Here is a 19,620-nt window from a genome sequence, read left to right as displayed (position 1 = left end):
GGAAAAACAGCAGGGCCGGACAGCGACAGCCGGAAGCGAAGACTGAACTGTTACGAAAACGGCAAAAGGAGCCGCTGCTTTCGACTCCTTCCGCATTTTTCGACCAGACTGTAACTGTCGGCGCTCTCTTCCCTGCAAATATCCGCTCAGCTGTACCGGCTCTCAGCGTTAAAATCAAACACGTGAGGCACTTCTTCCTCCGGCATATGTAAAGCCCTTCGCAGCTCCCGCCAGAGGCATACGATAGAGTTCTCACCCTCCCGCAGATCGGCCACCACCAGGCCGCCCTCCGCTGTCAGAAGCGCATACGCCTCTTTATATCTGCCGGTCTGATAGAGCGCCGTAATATATTCCAGCACGACACGTGACTCGGAGGCCACGTTCTCCGGAAGCTGTTCATAGACCCGGATCAGCGCATCATACCCGCCGCATCTGGCCAGAACCTGGAAACCTTCCTTAACATAGGAAAGATCTCCCGCCCGCTCCATCAGTCCTATTTCCATCCCGGATACGGCTCTTTCGTACTCCCGGCCTTCCAAACAGAGCAGTGATGCCAGACCATAACGGCTCCAGGCGTTTTCCTTCTGGCGGATGCTTTCACAAAAACACGACTCCGCCTCCCTGTTTTTCCCGCGGGCCATGTGATTTAATGCAAGGTGGTATAACAGGTGCCAATCCGGTGAAACCGTACTTTGGGTTTGATTTGCCTGCTCTTTCAGCATCTCGTACCAGAAGTCATCCGCCATGCAGTCGGCAGGCATATCAGCCGGATCCGCTGACGGGAAATGGCCGGTTTCCAGAAAAATCCGCCATGGAGTCTGACGCTCATCCTCACTGGAGAAATCCAGATGAGGAGAAAGCGGTTCTTCCCCTCTGCGTACACGACAGGCATTTTCCAAGTCTGCGTAACCGCTGCCGCGGTAAACCACCTCGCCTGGCTTTATGGCCCATCCATGGCTGTCCCTCAGCGTTTTTTCCAGCGTCTCCCCTGCTTCGTCACGCACCATGGCCGTCAGGCGTTCCCGTTCTTCCTCAAAAGAGTCGCTGCGCCCGCTTAAAGTCACGGTGCCATACCGTTCCAGCCACTCCCACGCGGTGTGGGGCGCCATTGGAATACAGCCGTACTGCGTCTTTCCAAGCCCGGCCTGAATCTCCACATAACGGCCGGCTTCCTCCGTAAGGTATTCCTGCCAGCGCGCGGAAGCGCTGTTATTGCCCCAGGTAAAGAGCTTACGCCCCCGCAGGCGGCGGGTGGAATACTGAAGAAGCCCATAGCCGTCCGGAGCCACATTTGCAATATAGCGCGGGGCTTCCTCCGGGATATTGAAGAAATAATCCACCTGTCCGGGAATATTTTTGTAATATGAAATATCGATGCCGTCCACCACCGGAACCGGCACTTTATAGACGCTTCCTCCGCCGCTGCTGTAGGCGCTCTCCGCCGGCACAATCACACGGCCGCCTTCGTATTCCGGAACCGCCATATTACTCCACCAATACATGGGCGTTACATCCGGATTATGATTCACCACGCGCATGCGGCAGTTTAGGAAGGCGCCGCCCTCATCCAGCCAGAAATCCATCTGATAGACCATTCTGCGCACCCGCTCGTATTCATACATGCGCAGCACCGGCATACCGCTGTCATTCTCCAGCCTCGCGGTAAAGAGCGGTTCCATGGTCAAAGGCGTATGGCCGATGAGGCCGATGTTCCATTCCACGCCGCCTGAGAACCAGGCGTCACGCAGCGCCAGATTACTGGGGCGTATCACATCATTGGTATAAAGCAGCTCGCGCCCCGCCTTTAAATCGGTAAGCCGCCACAGGCGTCCGCCGAATTCAGGCAGAAACACGGCCCTTAAAAATTCATTCTCAAGGACCGCAGTCTTCACCGGATGAATGCCGCATTCCCGCGTATAGCAGGTATAATCCCGGTACGGATAACTATTCGTAAGCTTCCCGTAGGCTTCGTATATCTCATCGTCCTCGTCTAAGTAAAACGCTGTCTTGTTCTGCATATTTTCCATGCCTGTCAAGTTGGGCACCGAGGCCTCCGGCCCTTTGGGCGCAGTTTTCATATATGCAGTTTCAAATGTCAATGTCGGATTCATAGGCTACCCCTTGATCGCTCCGCCGGTTACGCCTGCGATGATCTTGTCTGACAGGAACAAGTAAAGCAGGAAGGTCGGCGCAAATACGATGACAACGGCCGCAAACATTCCGCCGTAATCATTTGTATACTGCATACCTTTTACCATATTATAAAGACCTACGGCAATCGGGCGTACGTTCTGCTTGCTTGCAAACAGCATGGACATGAAAAATTCATTCCAGATGGCGATAAAATTGAAAATCGTCACGGTTATAATACCGGGCTGCGCCAGCGGAAACATGATCTTCCAGAAAGTCTGGATGGGGGAACAGCCGTCGATGGCCGCGGCTTCCTCAAAGGTGTAGGACAGATTTGAGAAAAACGCCAGCAGGAAGAAAATGCTGAATGGCACATTCATGGCGATATAGAGGAACATAATGAGTCCCCGTGTGTTCGTAAGCTTTAATGATGTAATAATGGAAAAAAGAGGCATTACAATCATGATAACCGGAATGCCTAACGCTGTCGCAAACAGATTCTGCAGAATCATGTTGCCTCTGAATTTAAAACGCGACAGAGCGTACGCGGCGGGCGCCGCTACCAGAATAATCATGGTACAGGAAATCGCCGTATAGATCAGGGAGTTTACAAAGAACACGCTTATCTTCTGTGATTTCCATGCATTGGTATAGTTTTCAAAATGAAATCCGCTGGCGAATTTAAATAATTCTCCACTTAAAATCTCACGGCTGGTGGAAAAGGAAGCCAGTATAACCCAGCCGATCAACAGGATCGTAAATATAAGCCAGACCACGCACATGATATATCCGGGCAGCTTGGGAACTTCTCTCTTGATACTCACTCTCTGCTTTATTTCTTTTTGTTTTGCCATGCTATCTACCTCCCTACAGATCCGCGTCATCATTTTTAATGATGAGTGTGGTTAAGCTGAATACCGCAACTACAATGACTGCCATCATAACACCGATTGCGGCACCCACGCCGGAATCACGTACTGCCTGGACCGCATTGGACGCGCCGAAAACAAGCTCATACATATAGTTCAGCGGCATTACCGTCTGTTCGGACAAGTTGACCGGATCGAATACCTGGCCCCAGATAAAAAAGCCGACACTCGATACCGTCCACATAACGAGGTTGGTCCGAATGGAGCCGCGGAGCAGAGGAAGCGTTATATACCAGAATTTTTTGAATACATTGGCGCCTTCTATGGAAGCGGCCTCGTAATAATCTGCGCTGATCCGTTCAATACCGCTCATAAAAATCAGCATATGGTATCCTACCATACCGAAGCAGTAGGCAATCAGCATGCTCCAGAATTTGTGGTGGGGATCCGTCCACATGACATTGCTGCCGCCAAACCATCCGATGATGGTGTTAAGCAGGCCGTAGCTCTCCTTACTGAGCGCATAATACAGCCACATGGTACCCATAGCAACCGCGGAAACCAGGTTTGGCAGATAAATCACGCTCCGGAAAAACTTTTTTCCTTTCATACCGTTTGTGAGGGCTACCGCAAACACCAGAGCCAGAGCCATAACGGCGATACCGCCGACCAGCCACAGTCTTCCCAAGTTCATCATAGCCGTCTGGAACATATTGTTGTTAAAAGATTTCACATAGTTGGTAAAACCGCTGAACTGCCATGTGGAAACCGGATCTGTCACACCTTCTACCTTGCAGAAGCTCATGATAAAGGTGCGGATCGTCGGATACAGAAATACAATTAAGTACAGCAGCACAGCAGGTGTCAGGAACATTACCAGCATGGGAGTGGTGTTCCGGCGCAACGGGCTGCCGCCTTTTTTTGCCGTTTTTTGCTTTGCCATAAGAGTCGCCCTCCATTTTCCATAGAACACATTTTTCTATTGAAATAAAAAGGGGGCGGCGGCAGTGGCGCCACCGCCCCTTTGTCTATCAGTCTGTTAAAGCGATCATGAACCCTTCTGAATCTTAGCAAATGCGTCCGCAAACTGCTGTGCGTTGACACTGCCGCTGATCATCATAGCCATGTTAGTCTTAATAGCCGCGTTGACATTGGTATCATTTTCCATTCCTACTGCCCAGTTCAGTCTGTGTGTCGTAGAATCCAGAACTGCCTTTGCATCTGCAAGTGCTGCCGGCCATGTAGCATCGTTGTCCATGGGAACACCCATACTGGCGTCAGCAAGCTTCTGATCCCATTCGCCGCTTGTCAGCCACTGAATCAGGGCAAATGCAGCGTTCGGATACTTCGTATCTTTGTTGATTGCGAAACACTGTGCACCGTACTGGTTGGATTCTGCTCCGTCACCGCCTTCAGCGATCTGCGGAAGTGAGAATGCGCCCCACTTAAAGTCTTCCGGTGTCTGGTTCTTTACTTCGTTTGGAAGCCAGCTTCCGTTTAAGTACATGGCAACGCTGCCGTCAGCGATATTGCTCTGGCCCTGCGGATATACGTTGCCTGCTGCACGTGGATCTATGTAGCCCTTTGTTACCAGTTCTTCCAAAACCTGTGCTGTCTTTAAGACTGCTTCGTTGCTGAAGTCACCTGCGGCAACAGCCTCGGTCGTATCAGAACCAGCGACACGGTCCATAAGGAAACCGAACAGACATGCCATATAAGCGTCATCAACGGTCATCGGAATCACCCCTGCACCTTTAAGCGCTTCACAGTCAGCAAGGAATTCATCCCAGGTAGTCGGAACCGCGGTGATACCGGCTTTTGTAAAGGCATCCTTATTATAGAACATAATAAATGTGGATGGCTGATAAGGAACACTCTTTAAGGTGCCGCCGCCCTGCTGCTTGGCTAATTCGATCAGAGTGGCATTCTGTGCGCCGTTTAACGGAGACGCATCATACATACTCTGAATATCCAGAAGATATTTTCCCCAGGTACCGTTTACACGTTCGATATCTTCGTCAAAGACATCAACGGTCTCTCCTGCGGACAGTGCTGGCTCCAGAGTCTTACGTGTGTCACGGGAGCCTGCCCAGTTAATCTCTACTTCTACACCGGTAGATTTGACGAAAGCGTCAACAGCCTCGGAGATCGCCTGGCCCTGCGGCTCAGTCTCTGCCCACATCGGCCAGTAAACCAGTTTGGCGCCATCCTCAATTGTACCCGCTGCTGCGGCTGTCTCTGCCGGAGCAGCCTCTGATCCTTCCGGAGCTTTGGTCTCTGCCGAAGCCTGTGTGGTGGGTGCCTGTGTCTCTGCCGTCTTGGTGCTTCCACAGCCTGCAAGAGCAGATGCAACCATCGCAGACGCCAGAACTAAACTCAGTATTTTTTTCATGTAAAAAACCCTCCTTTTTCAAATATATTTATAGTATACACCATTTTTTTGTATATTTCAACGAAAAAAGAAATTTTTTCCACAAATATTTCACAACAGATTCCATTTTTGCATATTCCGTTTTATGCAACCTTACCATAGTGTTTTATTTCTCCTCATTACCGCCTTTTTTTCTATATATGAATGTCCCGGCCTTTTATGCATAAATAAGGAAGGGCTGGAGTACACTGGTATTAGATATGGAATGGAAAGAATGAAAGGAGTAAAAAACATGGTAGACCGTTGTGTATGCTGCGGCGCAATCGTTCCCGAAGGTACGGAGGTCTGTATCAACTGCCGTCACCAATATTTGGATACTGAGAATGGACAGACTGCGTCATGTCCGGGTCACTCCATTTCCCGGGCACAAAATCTGAAGGGGAAAGAAGCTTTCGGCCATTCGAAATAGGATATGATTTTATTTTTTCCCCGACCCCCTGAGGCAAAGGTAAAATTTCATCATTTCAATGGCCTCTTTCTGCGTCTTTTCATCGTATTTTTTCAGGATTCGGTAAGCCAGGTCCGGATTATCGATCCGTTCTTCTCCCGCCTGACCGAACAAAATATAATCCACCGAGAGGTCGAGATAATGCGATAAATCCAAAAGTGTCTCTATGGACATGCCGCAGGTTCCCCGTTCAATATCGCCGTAATAATGAACAGCCCTGCCTATTTTACCGGCCACCTCCGCACTCGTCATTCCCAGTTCCTTCCGCCTTTGTCTGATTCTTTTTGCAGCTCCGGCGCGGTCATATACCATTTCAACTCCTCCTTTATTTCCCCCAATAAAAAATGATCCGGTTTGTATTTTCTGTTATTCTGCCTGATACCCTCTGTCAATGATGGTATGCAGTATCGTATTCACGTAAGCGTCACACGTCTCTATCTGATCCGCCTCAACCATGATCCGGAGTACTGGCTCTGTTCCGCTTTCACGTACCAGAATGCGTCCTTCCTCGCCCAGTTTCTCTTCCACTATGGCAATCGCATTTTTAACTGCCTCGTCATTTCTGGCGGCAGCCTTGTCCCTGACACGGATATTTTTCAATACCTGTGGATAAACCGTAAACGGTTCGGCCAGTTTGCTGAGCGTCATTTTCTTCTCCAGCATCACTTCCATCATCTTTATGGCAGTCAGAATTCCGTCCCCTGTGGCGGCATATTTCCGAAAAATAATGTGGCCGGACTGCTCCCCGCCGAGCCGGTAGCCGTTCGCTTCCATATTTTCATATACGTACTTGTCTCCGACTGCGGTCTTTTCATATTCGATTCCAGCTGCGTCAAACGCCTTGTAGAGGCCGAAGTTGGACATTATGGTGGTGACCACCTTGTTTCCTGCCAGCTTGCCCCGCTCCTTCATGTAGCAGCCATAGATGTATAATATTGCGTCTCCATCTACAACATTTCCATGTTCATCGACACAGAGGCAGCGGTCGGCGTCCCCATCGAAGGCAAATCCCACATCCAGGCCGTTTTCCATGACATGCTTTTGCAGGGCCTCAATATGGGTGGAACCGCAGCCCTGATTGATATTAATGCCATCGGGATTGTTATGTATCACATATGTCCGCGCCCCCAATGTGTCAAAGACGTTCTTGGCAATCATCCATGCGCTGCCGTTGGCGCAGTCCAGGCCGACCTTTAATCCTTCATAAGAGCGGGTGGCCAGCGAGATCAGATAGCCGATATAGCGGTTCCGCCCGATGGCGTAATCGACAGTTCTGCCGATCCTTTCTCCTTTTGCAAACGGGATCTCTCCAGTAATGCCATCCAGATACGCTTCTACCTTCAGAATTGTATCTTCCTCCATCTTTTCGCCGTAGTAATTGATCAATTTGATACCATTATCATAATACGGGTTGTGGCTTGCTGAAATCATGATGCCGCAGTCGAAGTCCTCCGTTCTCACTACGTACGATACGCTGGGTGTTGTCGTGACATGGAGAAGACAGGCGTCCGCCCCCGAGGCCGTAAGTCCCGCAGCCAGGGCGTACTCAAACATATAGGAGGAACGCCTCGTATCCTTGCCTATTACAACCTTTGCGCGTCCGTCCGCGCGTTTTAATCCATAGTACCAGCCGATAAAACGACCTGTTTTGTATGCGTGTTCTGCGGTCAGAGTTTCGTTGGCTTCGCCGCGGAAACCGTCAGTGCCGAAGTATTTTGACATGAGTTGTTCTCCTTTGTATGTTGGTTTTATCCATCACGTTATCTATCTTCTGTATACTTTTTATATACAAAATAAAACAAAGAATCAGATTATCCAGAAGTATTCCATATACATTAGTTGCAGCTTAATCCGGAGCAATTGCTGTTGCCTCTGGTTCCACAATTTGTGTAACACAGTCAGATCCAAACTGTGTGATTATACCAGAAGTATTTGTCTTCCATTCCCCTCCATCTCCGTCTTCCACCTTTGCCTGCTTCATTACTTTACCTGACGAATTAATTAAACGCAGTCCCGTTTCCGGAACATCAAATGCTTCATATTTGGCAGCCGGATCTGCCTTCTGGAGTTTCCCGTTATAATAGAAATACCCGTCTTTAATTCCAGTAACCCCTTTCCCCGAACTGTCAAAACGGTAAATAGATTTTCTATTGTCTGTACCATCTACTAATGAACATCTACCTGTTACACCTGCACAGTTTTTTTCAGAATCTCCAAAATAATAAAATGCATTATCTATCTCCAGAAGTCCCCAGGCTGCATTTCCATAAACATCAAATGCGTACTGCATGCCGTTAATCTTTTTAATTTTATATTTTCCAGAAACTCCGCAAACTGGTTCTCCGCCTGACGCAAAATAATATTTTCCCTGGTCAGAGCCACCGTCAATATTCTCAGGGCTCTCCAACATCATCCAAGTATTTTCTAACCTCTCGCCCGCTTTCTCTAAAGAAAAAGTTTCTGCATTAGAAACATAATATCGGTATCCTTTTATTGCTGGACTTACGTTTTTTACCAGTACCCAGCCCATCTGCATGATCCCCTTAGAATCAAAACAGTACACTTTATCATCAACCTTAAGCTCCCGATATGTTCCTGAGGTGCTATACTTCTTCTTGCCACTTTGCGGATCGAAATAAAAATATGCATATTCCCCATAATTACTGATATACTCGGATACTGCCTCGTTATCATTTGACCAGTCATCCGGAATTTTCAGCCATTGCCAGCCATAAACTCTGGCCCCATCTTCTCCGCAGTAATAAAGATTACTTTCATCATCGTTGCCATTCCAGCCGGTCACCAACTCGCCGCCGCTTTTAAATCTGTATTTTTTTTCGTTTATAGTATACCAGCCATCCTGATAAATTTTTCCGTCATTACCCGCATAGTACCATCGTGTATATGAAGCACCGTTGCCAACTAATCCACTTATACTGAACCACTCATTTTCATATAATGCACCATTATCACCAACGTATTTTTTTTCGCCGCTTGGCCTGTTTCTCCACCAGTTTCGCATCATATTTCCATTGACATCAAAATAATACATCTTTCCGGCGATCTCATAAAATCCATCCTGGCATATAGCGCCATTTTCATCTGCATAGTACCATGTTGTTTTCAAATTATTAGCTGCAGCATTTCCGGCTGTTACGGAAAACCACCCATTTGCTTTAAGTACTCCATCTGTATCTAAATAATATCGTTTCTTTTTACCATCTACATACCACCGGCTGCGATAAGATGTACCATTATTATCAAAATAATACCAGTTTTCTCCGATTTGATTCCAGCCCCATCGTTTTATGAGGCCATCAGAATCTGCATAATACCAGTTTTCAAACTTTTGACCATATCCATTTACACCTTCAATGCTAAACCAGCCATTCTGCATACGCACACCATCTGTGTCCACGTAATATCGGTTTAAATCTATATTTACCCAATTATTCCGCGGAGAGTTTCCATTTATATCAAAATAATAAGACTTTCCTTGCAATTCGTGCCAGCCATTTCGAAGCAACGCTCCATCTGAATCAGCATAGTACCAATTTGTGTAGGATATACCCGCTGAATTTACTGAAGTGACAGAAAACCAACATTCCTGTCTTCTGGCTCCATTTTCATCCACGTAATAACGCTTGTCCCCAATATTAAAAAATACATTCCTCGGAGAATTTCCTCCCGGATAAAAATAGTACCAGTTTTTATCAATCAAATACCAGCCATTTTTTAGTATTATTCCATCTGAACCGGCGTAATACCAGGTGATGGTCTGCTTTCTGCCCGGCTGGGAGGGATTAGTTGTAATACTGAACCATGAATCTTCATAACGCTTTCCTTCGTTATTTACGTAATACCGGTTACTCTGATAATTAATCCAGTTAGAAGTGACAATGATTCCCTCCTTGTCCACAAAACGTAAGGAGTTATCTGGCCACGTCACCCATTGACCAGTCACCTTTTCATTATTCTCAATATACGTCCAATGCCCTTCCTCATTCTGCTGCCATCCTTCTGCTGCAAAGGCAGAAAACGGTAAGACAGTTAACAGGAACAATACCAACATTACCAGACCTATATATTTTAGTTTCTTCATAAAGCGCCTTTCTTCCAATAATCTCATCTAGTCACGGTAGAAGATATCTCTTGTATAAACCTTCTCTTTCACGTCCTCCAGACATCTATCATAACGATTGGCAATAATAGCATGTGACTTCCATTTAAATTCATCTAAATTATTCACAATTATACTTCCAAAAAATGTATCACCATCTTTCAAAGATGGCTCATAAATTATCACAGATGCCCCCTTTGCCTTGATTCGCTTCATAACCCCCTGAATACTGCTCTGACGAAAATTATCTGAATTACTCTTCATTGTCAGTCGATACACGCCCACTACCACTAGGTGTTCCTTTGCTTCACTCCAGTTACTATTTGCTGTATAATAGCCAGCCTTTTCTAAGACACGATCAGCAATAAAGTCCTTTCTGGTCCTATTACTTTCTACAATTGCTTCAATCAAGTTTTCTGGTACATCATCATAGTTGGCAAGCAATTGTTTCGTATCCTTTGGCAAACAATAGCCACCGTAACCAAAAGATGGGTTATTGTAGTGTGTTCCTATTCGCGGATCAAGACATACACCGTTAATAATCTGTCGTGTATCTAATCCTTTTAGCTCAGCATAAGTATCCAGTTCATTAAAATAAGAAACTCTTAATGCTAAATATGTATTTGCAAATAATTTCACTGCTTCCGCCTCTGTAAAGCCCATAAAAAGAGTTTCAATATCTGATTTAATCGCACCTTCCTTAAGAAGCTCAGAAAATATTTGAGCAGCCTGTATAAGTCTTTCATCTTCCATACAAGTTCCCACAATAATGCGGGAGGGATACAAATTATCATAAAGAGCTTTTGATTCTCTTAGAAATTCCGGACTAAAAAGAATATTTTTGCTGCTCATTTTTTCTCTTATCGCCGCAGTATAACCAACTGGTACTGTTGATTTTATTATCATTACTGCATTCGGATTATATTTCATGACTAGATCTATTACTGCCTCTACCGCTGAAGTATCAAAATAATTTTTCTTACTATCGTAATTTGTTGGTGCCGCAATGACTACAAAATCAGCATCGCTATAAGCTGATTCCGCATCCAATGTTGCCGTTAGATTAAGTTCTTTATCTGATAAATATTTCTCAATGTATTCATCTTGAATTGGTGACCTTTTCTTATTAATTAGTTCCACCTTTTCGGCTACAATGTCCACAGCTGTCACCTGATTATGCTGTGCCAATAATGTAGCAATTGAAAGCCCTACATATCCCGTCCCTGCCACTGCGATTTTCAAACCACTCATTTCTTCTGTCTCCTTCTACTGCTTATACCAAAGCAGATCTTTATACTATATTTTGTAAAATTCCTTATACCACAGTGCAAACATCCGAAGTCCCTCTCTTAAGCCAGTTCTCGGTTTAAAGTTAAATTCTTGCATCATTGGACTTATATCTGCATAAGTAATAGGAACATCACCAGGCTGCATGGCAACTAATTTTTTATGTCCGTCAAAATCATAGTCTTGCGGGATTACTTTTGCTCTGATTAATTCTTGTTGCAGAATATCCACGAAATTCAATAAATTTTCAGGTTTATTGTTACCTATGTTATAAACAGCATACGGGGGCACAGGAAGACCATCCTCGCCAAGCACTCTCTCTGGGGGCGCCTGCATTACTAACTTTACGCCCTCAACAATATCATCAATATATGTAAAATCTCTCTCACAATTACCATAGTTAAATATTTGAATCGTATCACCGCTCAGAAGTTTATTTGTAAAACCGAAATATGCCATATCCGGTCGTCCAGCCGGACCATAAACTGTAAAAAAGCGCAAACCGGTGGACGGGATATTATAAAGCTTACTATATGCATGAGCCATTAATTCATTTGACTTCTTTGTGGCTGCGTAAAGTGATACCGGATTATCTACCTTATCCTCAATAGAATATGGCACCTTTTTATTTGCACCATATACAGAACTTGAAGACGCATACACAAAATGTTCAACTCCTTTTGCACCATTATCATAGGAATGGCGGCAAGCTTCCAGAAGGTTATAAAAACCTATCAGGTTAGACTCAATGTATGCATCCGGGTTGGTAATTGAATAGCGTACACCTGCTTGGGCAGCAAAATTGATCACAAGATCTGGTTTGTAGTTTTTAAAAACAAAATCAATAATACTTCGATCAGCAATATTTCCTCTGATAAATGTCCAGTTTGATTCCGGATAAATCTTTATTGTTTCCTCTATTTGTTTTAAGCGATATTCTTTTAGAGATACATCATAATATTCATTCAGATTATCTATTCCAATGATGTTTATTGGAATAGCACAGCGAAAAAGTTCCAAGATCAGATTCGATCCAATAAAGCCGGCAGCCCCTGTTACCAAGATTGTTTTTGCATTTAAACATATTGTTTGCATTTAATTACTCTCTCCTATCTTCTAATCATTCTGGCAATTTTTCTTACAGTCCAATAAAGGGACAATATGTCATATTGTCCCTTTGCAATCATATGTGATTCTATGTGATCCCGTTCTTCATTATCTCTTATATTTACCATTGAAAAAGCGGTTTTATATGGTTCTTGAATTAATCCTTCTTTAAATCTCCTTTTTTTAATTCCTCGCTTCTGTGGATTTGATTTATTCATATAATCCTGCAGTATAATATTTCTGAAACACCTTCTACAAAATACGAAAGCGGCTATTTTATATTCTGGTGTATCTGAATGTTTTTCTGCAAATTCCAGACATGCATTTGCAGTCTTAGTCATTCGTTCAAATGTTTTAATATTATATCCTCTTGAAAGTGAATCATTATCAAGCCGATAATTATATGAGGCTGTCGGCAGGTATAAAACCTCTTCTGCACAGTCAAACGCATAAAGATTATAAATAACATCCTGAGAACGTTTTAAATCTGGATTAAATTTTAAGTTATTCTGTTTAACGTATTTCGTTCTAAATGCTTTTCCCCAAGTAGTATTCAATGCAACATCATTAAATTTCTTACTTGCAAACATAATGGCTTTAATCATATCATGCTTGCGAATCTCATATATATCTTCCATAATAGATTCATTTTTCAACAAATACTCTACTTTCTTATTTCCGATACATGCACGATAGCCCCAAAAAACAATATCACAAATGTTATTTTCTATTGCACACGATAATTTTTGAAGTAAATCAGCATCAATCCAATCATCAGCATCAATATGTACAATCCAATCTCCTGATACGTGATCAATGCCTGTATTACGAGCTCCTGCTAATCCCATATTATCTTGATGAATTACTTTGATATTTGAGTATTGATCTGCATAACAATCACATATAAATGCCGTTTTCCGATTTGATCCATCATCCACCAGAATAATTTCATAATCCTTAAAAGTCTGATTGAGCACAGAACTTATACATTGATGCAAAGCCTCTTTTTCAGTATTGTATACAGGTAAAACACATGAAAATTTCATTATATCCTCCAGGCAATTACACACTAAGCCTATTTCTATATCCGTTATCAGAAATCTTTTTTGCAGGTATCCCTGCCACTACAATATTTGGAATTTCTACGCTTTTTGTTACAACAGCGTTAGCACCTACAATCACGTCATCCGCGAGACATACACCGATTAAAATTTTCGCACCTGTTCCAAGATATATATGATTTCCCCCATTAACTTTTTCTGAAATATTAACACCATTCTGAATCACACAATTATCTCCGAAACGAGCAGTCGGATTAACAATTACTGCCCCATGATGGGCAATATATAAACCTTTGCCAAAAGTATTGACTGGGATCGTTAAACCAGATTTTACACTAAGCTTATACAATCTAAATTTTAACCAGGTTTTCAAGATCTTTGCTAAAAATCCATGTTTACAATTAACCACATATTCCAGTCTTCTCATACATTTTAAATATTTCCATGTGATCATCAATCTATTATGATAAAAGTCATTTATATGATTGGCCTTTTTATCAGCTAATATATAATTTTTATAATCTTGTTTGCTTGAAATCATATATCTCCTATCTTTTTATATTTATTTCAGGTAACTTATACAGATACTTCAGAGGTGTTTTTGTAATGATCAAGATTAAAATAAGCTCAATCGTCACGATTAAAACTAATGACAGAAGTCCAAATAGCAACTGGCCGCATGAACCGCCAAATGTTTTTAATAAAAACAGATAGACTGCATAAGTAATATAATATTCCTTATGAGTTGTCATAATTATTAACGAATTCTTTCCCAAAAATGAGAAAAGAGAATCCAACCATTTAACGTAACTAAAAATGCAGGATAAGGCTAAGGCAAATACTACACCCGACATGGAACACACAAAATATATTGCCGGATCCCCTATTTTCAGTATGTGAATATCTGCTTCATAAAAACGGACAAAATATTTATTTATAAAAAACATAGATAAAGAACCAACTATCACAGTAAACAAATGTTTTCTACTCTTAACCGACAGCTTATAAAAGAACGGTGAAATATCATATCCAATTGCTATAAACCCTGCTGCGATAGAAGAAGACAACATGAGCATTATCCCTTCAGGTAATTCACATTTTTCAAAAAGCCAGCTAATATATACAGCAATAACCCCCATACATATTGCCCACTGAATGCCTCCAAAACGCCTAAAAATTTTTGAATAAGCAAAAGCAATCAATTCAGCAAAAAACAATACTGGCAGAAACCAAAGAGTACCTACCCCTTGAAAAGTAACTGCTTCTATTACCGCACTAGAAACCCTGTCCGAAAATAGTGAATTATCTTTCAAAAGTGAAATAAATACCATAAAAAGAATAAATAAAATACTCATAGCGCCATATGGATAGATAAGACTTTTAATTTTTTTAACAGCAAAACTATAAATAGTTTCTTTTTCATATTTTTTCTTATCACTCCCAATAATAATTCCAGATATCACAAAGAACGTTACAACATGAAAAGTTTCTCCGACCAAAAAGACAGCCCCGCTTTGAAGATGCACATCTATAATCATTAATATAGCAATGCCTTTTGCAACATCGATTGTTCTATTTCTATCCATACATTTCCTCATAATGAATCTATAAAGTTCAAAAATGTTATATTAGAGAAATCATTTTTATATCCGTAATCTATTTCTTTACGATTTCGCACAAAATCTATACTAATTTGATTTATATTATTAAAAAAATGGATCCTATTTTCATTGTAATAAGGAAGCCTCACTATCTCTTCACAATTAGTAATTAGTTTTTTATTATAAATAATTGCATCCATCATTCGATAGGTCCTCCCTTTCGATCCTCCCTGGAGTATTTCAAGCAGACAATTTGAAGCCGCCTCACGTGCTAAACACTCCGAATAAGGAAGAAACTTATCGCCATAAATAATACCATCAGCCCTTCTTTGATCATTAGGTACCTCTGTTACATAAAAATCACAAATAAGCCCTGCTGCAGTCATTCTTTTATATATGTTCCTTATATCATCCAATCTGTCTTTAGCCGCTCCAATAAACACTAAATCACTGTAAGGGTATTTTTTTAGTTCTTCTTTAGACGGGGGCGCATATCCGACCGGGTGATAAACAAATCCATACGTCTCAGCATCTGCCTGGTTATAAACAATGATTTGATCAAAATCTTTTTTTATTCGTTCTATCTTTAATTGTTTATTGTATTTTAGGTCTTTTGCCACAATATCATGGAAGTGCAGAATCAGTTTACAATTAAAATAATTTTTTCTAAGAAATTTTATAAGCTGCCTGTCATACCATGGAGGTGACATAATCACAACAACTTTTTTATCACTTTTATATCGCAATAATTTTTTATACCAAATATTTTTTAAGGGCAAACTTATAAATTTGTTTGCTTTTAAAGATAAATGGCCTTTGGAAAGAATATTTAACACTTTGTTTTTAAAAAGCTTATGTTTATTCACTAGCTTCACATTATTCAGCATTTGAAGATCCAGCATTGTAAACTGCGACATTGGATCGCTAAGAAGATATATGTAAGTTGTTTCTCCATTAATCATTTTATCTTCCACCTATCCTGATCAATTTATTGATAAATAAATTAATACTACTAATGGCATATTTTTTATAGAATATTATATTAATTCCAATGCATTCAATGCCACATATAAAAGTGATCACAATTGCCACGCCTATCCACTTAATATAACTGTCAACATTAATATTAATGAAAGAAACTGAAAAGACCATAATAAAAGCAGACATACTGTCTGCTAATAATTGTTTAAAAAAGCTGCCTGCTTTAATATATATAATATTTTTCATTAAATAAAATGCCAGGTATAAGACACGATAAATCATTGAAACCAGTGTACCAATTGCTACTCCTACCAAGCCAAATTTGAACACCATAATCACAGAAATCATGATATTAACAACCGGCTCAATGATAGCGCTTGCTTGAGTCTCTTTAAAATGCCCCGCTGCCTGAACAACAACATTATATGGCATCTGGATGCATCGCGCTGCAATAGCAATAGACATAATGAGAGCAAAACCAGGAACTATATAATCATTAGCATCTGATATCCCATTTGTGTACACTTGAACAAATGGTACAACGAGCAAACCAGTAATCGTAAAGATCAACGTTGTTAACGTATGCATTACCCACTCAAACTTTTCAAAAACAGCCACTAACTCTTTTTTTTCATTTCTAGCCAACATATTGCCAATCAACGCGGACATACCGGCAGTCAGAGAATATACGAGGCCCCTCATCCCGTTTATCACCATAAAATAAACACCATACACACTAACATTTAATAGTGTAGAGAATAACGTCAAAATTATAGTATCTGTTTTTTCCTGCACTGTACTAGCCAGATGCTGAGCAATTCCATTCCACTTTTGTTTAATAGGCTCATCCTTATATTTAATTTCTAAATTAAGAGCATAATGCTTTTTCACATAAATCGTCAAAAAGAACGGTCTTGCAACAAATATAATTGCAGAAACTAATTTTACGGTATGAATACTATATCCCCACTTGATAAGAGCCACCGAAATTAACGTATTCAAAACTAGTGTTACACTATTAACAATAAATGATATGTATTGCTTTTGATCTGCTTTTAGTAAAAGCGAATATGTAATTCCAAAAAAGTATTGGGCAAATATACTAATAGATACAATGCCTATTAATGATGCAGTAAATGTAAAGTTAAAAGAATCCTTGACTAAGTTGGGATAAAAAGCAATTAATGCTGCTATGTAAATCAGCATTAGAATTCCAATAAATCTATAAAATCTTTGCGCAGATACTACAATACTGCTAATTTTGTTTTGATTATTTTCGGCCAGGGGTTTATATAAACTAGCTGGAACAACAGCTCCCATTCCTAATTCACATAAAGAAATAAACCCTAAAAATTGTGAAATGGAAGATACCAGCCCATTTGTATCAGATCCAAAATATAGTAATATGTATCGCGGTAAGATAAAACCACATATTATAGTTAATATCTCAAATACTATAGACATTAATGTATTTCGTCTAAGGTATATTTTTCTCATTTCGTTCATAATATTCCTCTATTGCTTCTTTAAAATTATCCAATCACCAAGTTTTTTATCCCATGATTCTGGATGAAATGCCTCAAATCCACACCCCGGAAAAAACGTCAACTCACCAAAATATATTCTCCCATTAATCTCATAAAAATCAACTCTGATAAATGGTATATTCCGGGATAATTGTTCTGCCAATTCTAACATCTGATTATAATTGGCCGGTTTAGGTATCTCTTTTTCGCTGACTTGATAGGTTCGTGAGAATGGCATAACATTCCAATCTCTATCAAAAAATGTAACACGCAAATTACCAGAAAATCTTTCTGTACATACAAAACTACATTTTACAACTCCGTTAAAGCACATAAATTTGTAGTCTTTTAAGTCGGAATCTCCACAGTCATCAACCATAAATTTTTCTGCTATAATTTTAGGTTTAACATTTTTATATGGCCATTCTCTTCCATACCAATAGAAATTATACTTTAATGCTGCGTTAATTTTCTGCCTGGCCTTTTCCTTATCAAAATTATATTTATCTTTACAAATCACAACACTTGCACTATCATGTGTACATTTCAGTACAAACTGATCCGGTAGCTGCTCAAATTCAATATCATCAAATTTGTCCCAAGGGCCTCCTGCCAAAGGAATTAAATACTCTTTACCTATTGTTTTAGAGATATACTGCCGAACCGCATATTTATCTACCATTATTGTATACTCTGGTTTATGATTATAAATTTTTAACCATTGCAGCTTCTCATTAAATGTAACCGGATTTTTTAAATTTAATTTTTTTCCTAAATGTTCATAATATCGAATAGATAAATACCAACTAGCCGGAGTAATGCTACGTATAACAGGTTTATTCAGAAACCAGGCTAAGTAATGCTTTAATCTTGTTTTTATCATTTTTTTCCTTCCTAATTTATAGGTGGAAAAGTGGAACTACTGCTGTTTCCCACCAATGCCCTAATACTAATTGTCTAAACAGGGAGGCTGCAACAATAAGAACTGAAGCTCCAGTTATTTTGAATCGCTTCCGCTGCTTCAATTCAAATTTATTATATCCGCCCGCAGCAATTGTTACCATCGATGTGGCTGTAATTAATCTCATGAATGTTGTAGATATCATAAATAGCGGGTAAAATATCACCTGCAGAAGATTAAAATAATACAGAACATCTGTATATTGTTGATTTAATAAACTTGTTTTTTTAGACTGTTTTTTTATTATAAAAGCTAGATATAACGATAGTAACTGCATAATTACCGGAATATAAAATCCTCCCTTCGTGCTTAATGACAAATAGTCATCCATTTTATCAGAATCTATAAAAGAAAATATTCTGCTTAAAAATTCATTAGCACTTCCACTAAGTCTCAAAACAAAACTTAATATCAGGGAAGCAATTACCAGAACTGGAATTATTCTATGACGTCGTATATGTGAATATATATTTAAGCTGCATTCTTCCACAGAAGCAGGCACATCTGTATTAATAAGTGCAAATAAAATAAATGCATAATACATAACATGCATTCCCCCTGCAATAGCCGTTAAAAATATATATAATAGTTTATTCTTTCTTCCTCCGCGCAATAAAAAACCTGACGCTAATAAGTAGATGCAAAATCCGTAAAAAAACTTTAAACCAGTATACAAATTTACAATATAATACATCATAAAAAAAACAAGAAAATGATGAGGATTAAATTGATGAATTTTTATAGCAATTATTATTATTAAAAATGCTCCCGCTAAGGTAATCCACCACCAGTTAACAAAACTAATTTCCGCAATCTGACCTAATCGCATCATAGTTAAAAATAAATAATAGAGAGTAAAAGATTTATCCCACATAGGATTATAATAAGCGTATTGAGCATTATAATTTGATAAATCATATGTATTTAAATATTCACAATGGCTGCATAAATAAAACAGAAAGCCAAATGTTATATATACCATTGCCCATTTTACTTCTCCGTTAATATCCTTTACAAGATGATATAATACTAATAATACATAGATTCCTATAAGGATATATCCCATCCACCTACCTCCCATATATAATCATGAAACTT

At 40.4% G+C, this 19,620-nt stretch carries 17 protein-coding genes; 1 reads left to right on the top strand and 16 read right to left on the bottom strand.

Going from position 1 to position 19,620, the window contains the following annotated elements:
• Positions 1-146: 146 nt before the first annotated feature.
• The 4 genes from M1L66_RS04130 to M1L66_RS04115 all read right to left on the bottom strand — a co-directional run bounded on the left by M1L66_RS04130 (position 147) and on the right by M1L66_RS04115 (position 5,391).
• Entirely contained in the window at positions 147-2,111 is a 1,965-nt protein-coding gene (locus M1L66_RS04130; RefSeq protein ID WP_434691121.1) for a DUF5107 domain-containing protein, read from the bottom strand.
• A 3-nt stretch (positions 2,112-2,114) separates the two neighbouring features.
• Positions 2,115-2,984 (bottom strand): carbohydrate ABC transporter permease, encoded by an 870-nt coding sequence (locus tag M1L66_RS04125; RefSeq protein WP_187022915.1) that lies wholly within the window; start codon positions 2,982-2,984, stop codon positions 2,115-2,117.
• A gap of 13 nt (positions 2,985-2,997) precedes the next feature.
• The gene (locus M1L66_RS04120) at positions 2,998-3,942 is read right to left on the bottom strand and encodes a carbohydrate ABC transporter permease (protein ID WP_187022914.1); all 945 of its coding nucleotides are present in this window, start codon (positions 3,940-3,942) and stop codon (positions 2,998-3,000) included.
• 105 nt (positions 3,943-4,047) lie between these two features.
• Entirely contained in the window at positions 4,048-5,391 is a 1,344-nt protein-coding gene (locus tag M1L66_RS04115) for an ABC transporter substrate-binding protein (RefSeq protein WP_055654704.1), read from the bottom strand.
• A gap of 253 nt (positions 5,392-5,644) precedes the next feature.
• Between M1L66_RS04115 and M1L66_RS04110 the strand changes: the two genes are divergently transcribed.
• The gene (locus M1L66_RS04110) at positions 5,645-5,839 is read left to right on the top strand and encodes a hypothetical protein (protein ID WP_434691117.1); all 195 of its coding nucleotides are present in this window, start codon (positions 5,645-5,647) and stop codon (positions 5,837-5,839) included.
• Between the two features lie 9 nt (positions 5,840-5,848).
• On the opposite strand, the gene M1L66_RS04105 is transcribed toward M1L66_RS04110, so the two are convergent.
• The 12 genes from M1L66_RS04105 to M1L66_RS04050 form a co-directional block, all read right to left on the bottom strand.
• Entirely contained in the window at positions 5,849-6,190 is a 342-nt protein-coding gene (locus M1L66_RS04105; protein WP_434691114.1) for a helix-turn-helix domain-containing protein, read from the bottom strand.
• A 54-nt stretch (positions 6,191-6,244) separates the two neighbouring features.
• Positions 6,245-7,600 (bottom strand): phosphoglucosamine mutase, encoded by a 1,356-nt coding sequence (gene glmM / locus M1L66_RS04100; protein WP_187022516.1) that lies wholly within the window; start codon positions 7,598-7,600, stop codon positions 6,245-6,247.
• Between the two features lie 124 nt (positions 7,601-7,724).
• Complete coding sequence (locus M1L66_RS04095) at positions 7,725-9,980, bottom strand: hypothetical protein (protein ID WP_434691111.1); 2,256 nt, start codon at positions 9,978-9,980, stop codon at positions 7,725-7,727.
• Positions 9,981-10,007: 27 nt separating this feature from the next.
• Positions 10,008-11,249, bottom strand: coding sequence for a nucleotide sugar dehydrogenase (locus tag M1L66_RS04090; protein WP_434691108.1), 1,242 nt, complete (start codon positions 11,247-11,249; stop codon positions 10,008-10,010).
• Positions 11,250-11,294: 45 nt separating this feature from the next.
• The gene (locus M1L66_RS04085) at positions 11,295-12,380 is read right to left on the bottom strand and encodes an NAD-dependent epimerase/dehydratase family protein (RefSeq protein WP_434691105.1); all 1,086 of its coding nucleotides are present in this window, start codon (positions 12,378-12,380) and stop codon (positions 11,295-11,297) included.
• Between the two features lie 14 nt (positions 12,381-12,394).
• Entirely contained in the window at positions 12,395-13,438 is a 1,044-nt protein-coding gene (locus tag M1L66_RS04080; RefSeq protein ID WP_434691102.1) for a glycosyltransferase family 2 protein, read from the bottom strand.
• Between the two features lie 16 nt (positions 13,439-13,454).
• Positions 13,455-13,994 (bottom strand): serine O-acetyltransferase, encoded by a 540-nt coding sequence (locus M1L66_RS04075; protein ID WP_434691099.1) that lies wholly within the window; start codon positions 13,992-13,994, stop codon positions 13,455-13,457.
• Between the two features lie 7 nt (positions 13,995-14,001).
• A complete protein-coding gene (locus M1L66_RS04070; RefSeq protein ID WP_434691096.1) occupies positions 14,002-15,039 on the bottom strand; it encodes an acyltransferase family protein in 1,038 nt (345 codons plus the stop codon).
• Positions 15,040-15,047: 8 nt separating this feature from the next.
• Positions 15,048-16,016, bottom strand: coding sequence for a hypothetical protein (locus tag M1L66_RS04065; RefSeq protein ID WP_434691094.1), 969 nt, complete (start codon positions 16,014-16,016; stop codon positions 15,048-15,050).
• A 1-nt stretch (position 16,017) separates the two neighbouring features.
• Complete coding sequence (locus tag M1L66_RS04060; protein WP_434691091.1) at positions 16,018-17,541, bottom strand: sugar isomerase; 1,524 nt, start codon at positions 17,539-17,541, stop codon at positions 16,018-16,020.
• A 9-nt stretch (positions 17,542-17,550) separates the two neighbouring features.
• Entirely contained in the window at positions 17,551-18,444 is an 894-nt protein-coding gene (locus M1L66_RS04055; protein WP_025530864.1) for an ATP-grasp fold amidoligase family protein, read from the bottom strand.
• Between the two features lie 16 nt (positions 18,445-18,460).
• Positions 18,461-19,588, bottom strand: coding sequence for a hypothetical protein (locus M1L66_RS04050; RefSeq protein ID WP_434691088.1), 1,128 nt, complete (start codon positions 19,586-19,588; stop codon positions 18,461-18,463).
• Between the last annotated feature and the right edge of the window lie 32 nt (positions 19,589-19,620).

Origin of the sequence: Hungatella sp. SB206 (assembly GCF_051132295.1) — a bacterium.
Taxonomy (GTDB): Bacteria; Bacillota; Clostridia; order Lachnospirales; family Lachnospiraceae; genus Hungatella; species Hungatella effluvii.
This window is presented reverse-complemented; position numbering and strand designations above follow the sequence as displayed.

Excerpts from the sequence above, each read along its gene's own strand:
- M1L66_RS04055 (WP_025530864.1), bottom strand. The coding sequence starts at position 18,444 with ATGATAAAAACAAGATTAAAGCATTACTTAGCCTGGTTTCTGAATAAA.
- M1L66_RS04105 (WP_434691114.1), bottom strand. The coding sequence starts at position 6,190 with ATGGTATATGACCGCGCCGGAGCTGCAAAAAGAATCAGACAAAGGCGG.
- M1L66_RS04050 (WP_434691088.1), bottom strand. The coding sequence starts at position 19,588 with ATGGGATATATCCTTATAGGAATCTATGTATTATTAGTATTATATCAT.
- M1L66_RS04130 (WP_434691121.1), bottom strand. The coding sequence starts at position 2,111 with ATGAATCCGACATTGACATTTGAAACTGCATATATGAAAACTGCGCCC.
- glmM (WP_187022516.1), bottom strand. The coding sequence starts at position 7,600 with ATGTCAAAATACTTCGGCACTGACGGTTTCCGCGGCGAAGCCAACGAA.
- M1L66_RS04115 (WP_055654704.1), bottom strand. The coding sequence starts at position 5,391 with ATGAAAAAAATACTGAGTTTAGTTCTGGCGTCTGCGATGGTTGCATCT.
- M1L66_RS04090 (WP_434691108.1), bottom strand. The coding sequence starts at position 11,249 with ATGAGTGGTTTGAAAATCGCAGTGGCAGGGACGGGATATGTAGGGCTT.
- M1L66_RS04065 (WP_434691094.1), bottom strand. The coding sequence starts at position 16,016 with ATGATTAATGGAGAAACAACTTACATATATCTTCTTAGCGATCCAATG.
- M1L66_RS04110 (WP_434691117.1), top strand. The coding sequence starts at position 5,645 with ATGAAAGGAGTAAAAAACATGGTAGACCGTTGTGTATGCTGCGGCGCA.
- M1L66_RS04070 (WP_434691096.1), bottom strand. The coding sequence starts at position 15,039 with ATGGATAGAAATAGAACAATCGATGTTGCAAAAGGCATTGCTATATTA.
- M1L66_RS04125 (WP_187022915.1), bottom strand. The coding sequence starts at position 2,984 with ATGGCAAAACAAAAAGAAATAAAGCAGAGAGTGAGTATCAAGAGAGAA.
- M1L66_RS04060 (WP_434691091.1), bottom strand. The coding sequence starts at position 17,541 with ATGAACGAAATGAGAAAAATATACCTTAGACGAAATACATTAATGTCT.
- M1L66_RS04120 (WP_187022914.1), bottom strand. The coding sequence starts at position 3,942 with ATGGCAAAGCAAAAAACGGCAAAAAAAGGCGGCAGCCCGTTGCGCCGG.
- M1L66_RS04095 (WP_434691111.1), bottom strand. The coding sequence starts at position 9,980 with ATGAAGAAACTAAAATATATAGGTCTGGTAATGTTGGTATTGTTCCTG.
- M1L66_RS04080 (WP_434691102.1), bottom strand. The coding sequence starts at position 13,438 with ATGAAATTTTCATGTGTTTTACCTGTATACAATACTGAAAAAGAGGCT.
- M1L66_RS04085 (WP_434691105.1), bottom strand. The coding sequence starts at position 12,380 with ATGCAAACAATATGTTTAAATGCAAAAACAATCTTGGTAACAGGGGCT.
- M1L66_RS04075 (WP_434691099.1), bottom strand. The coding sequence starts at position 13,994 with ATGATTTCAAGCAAACAAGATTATAAAAATTATATATTAGCTGATAAA.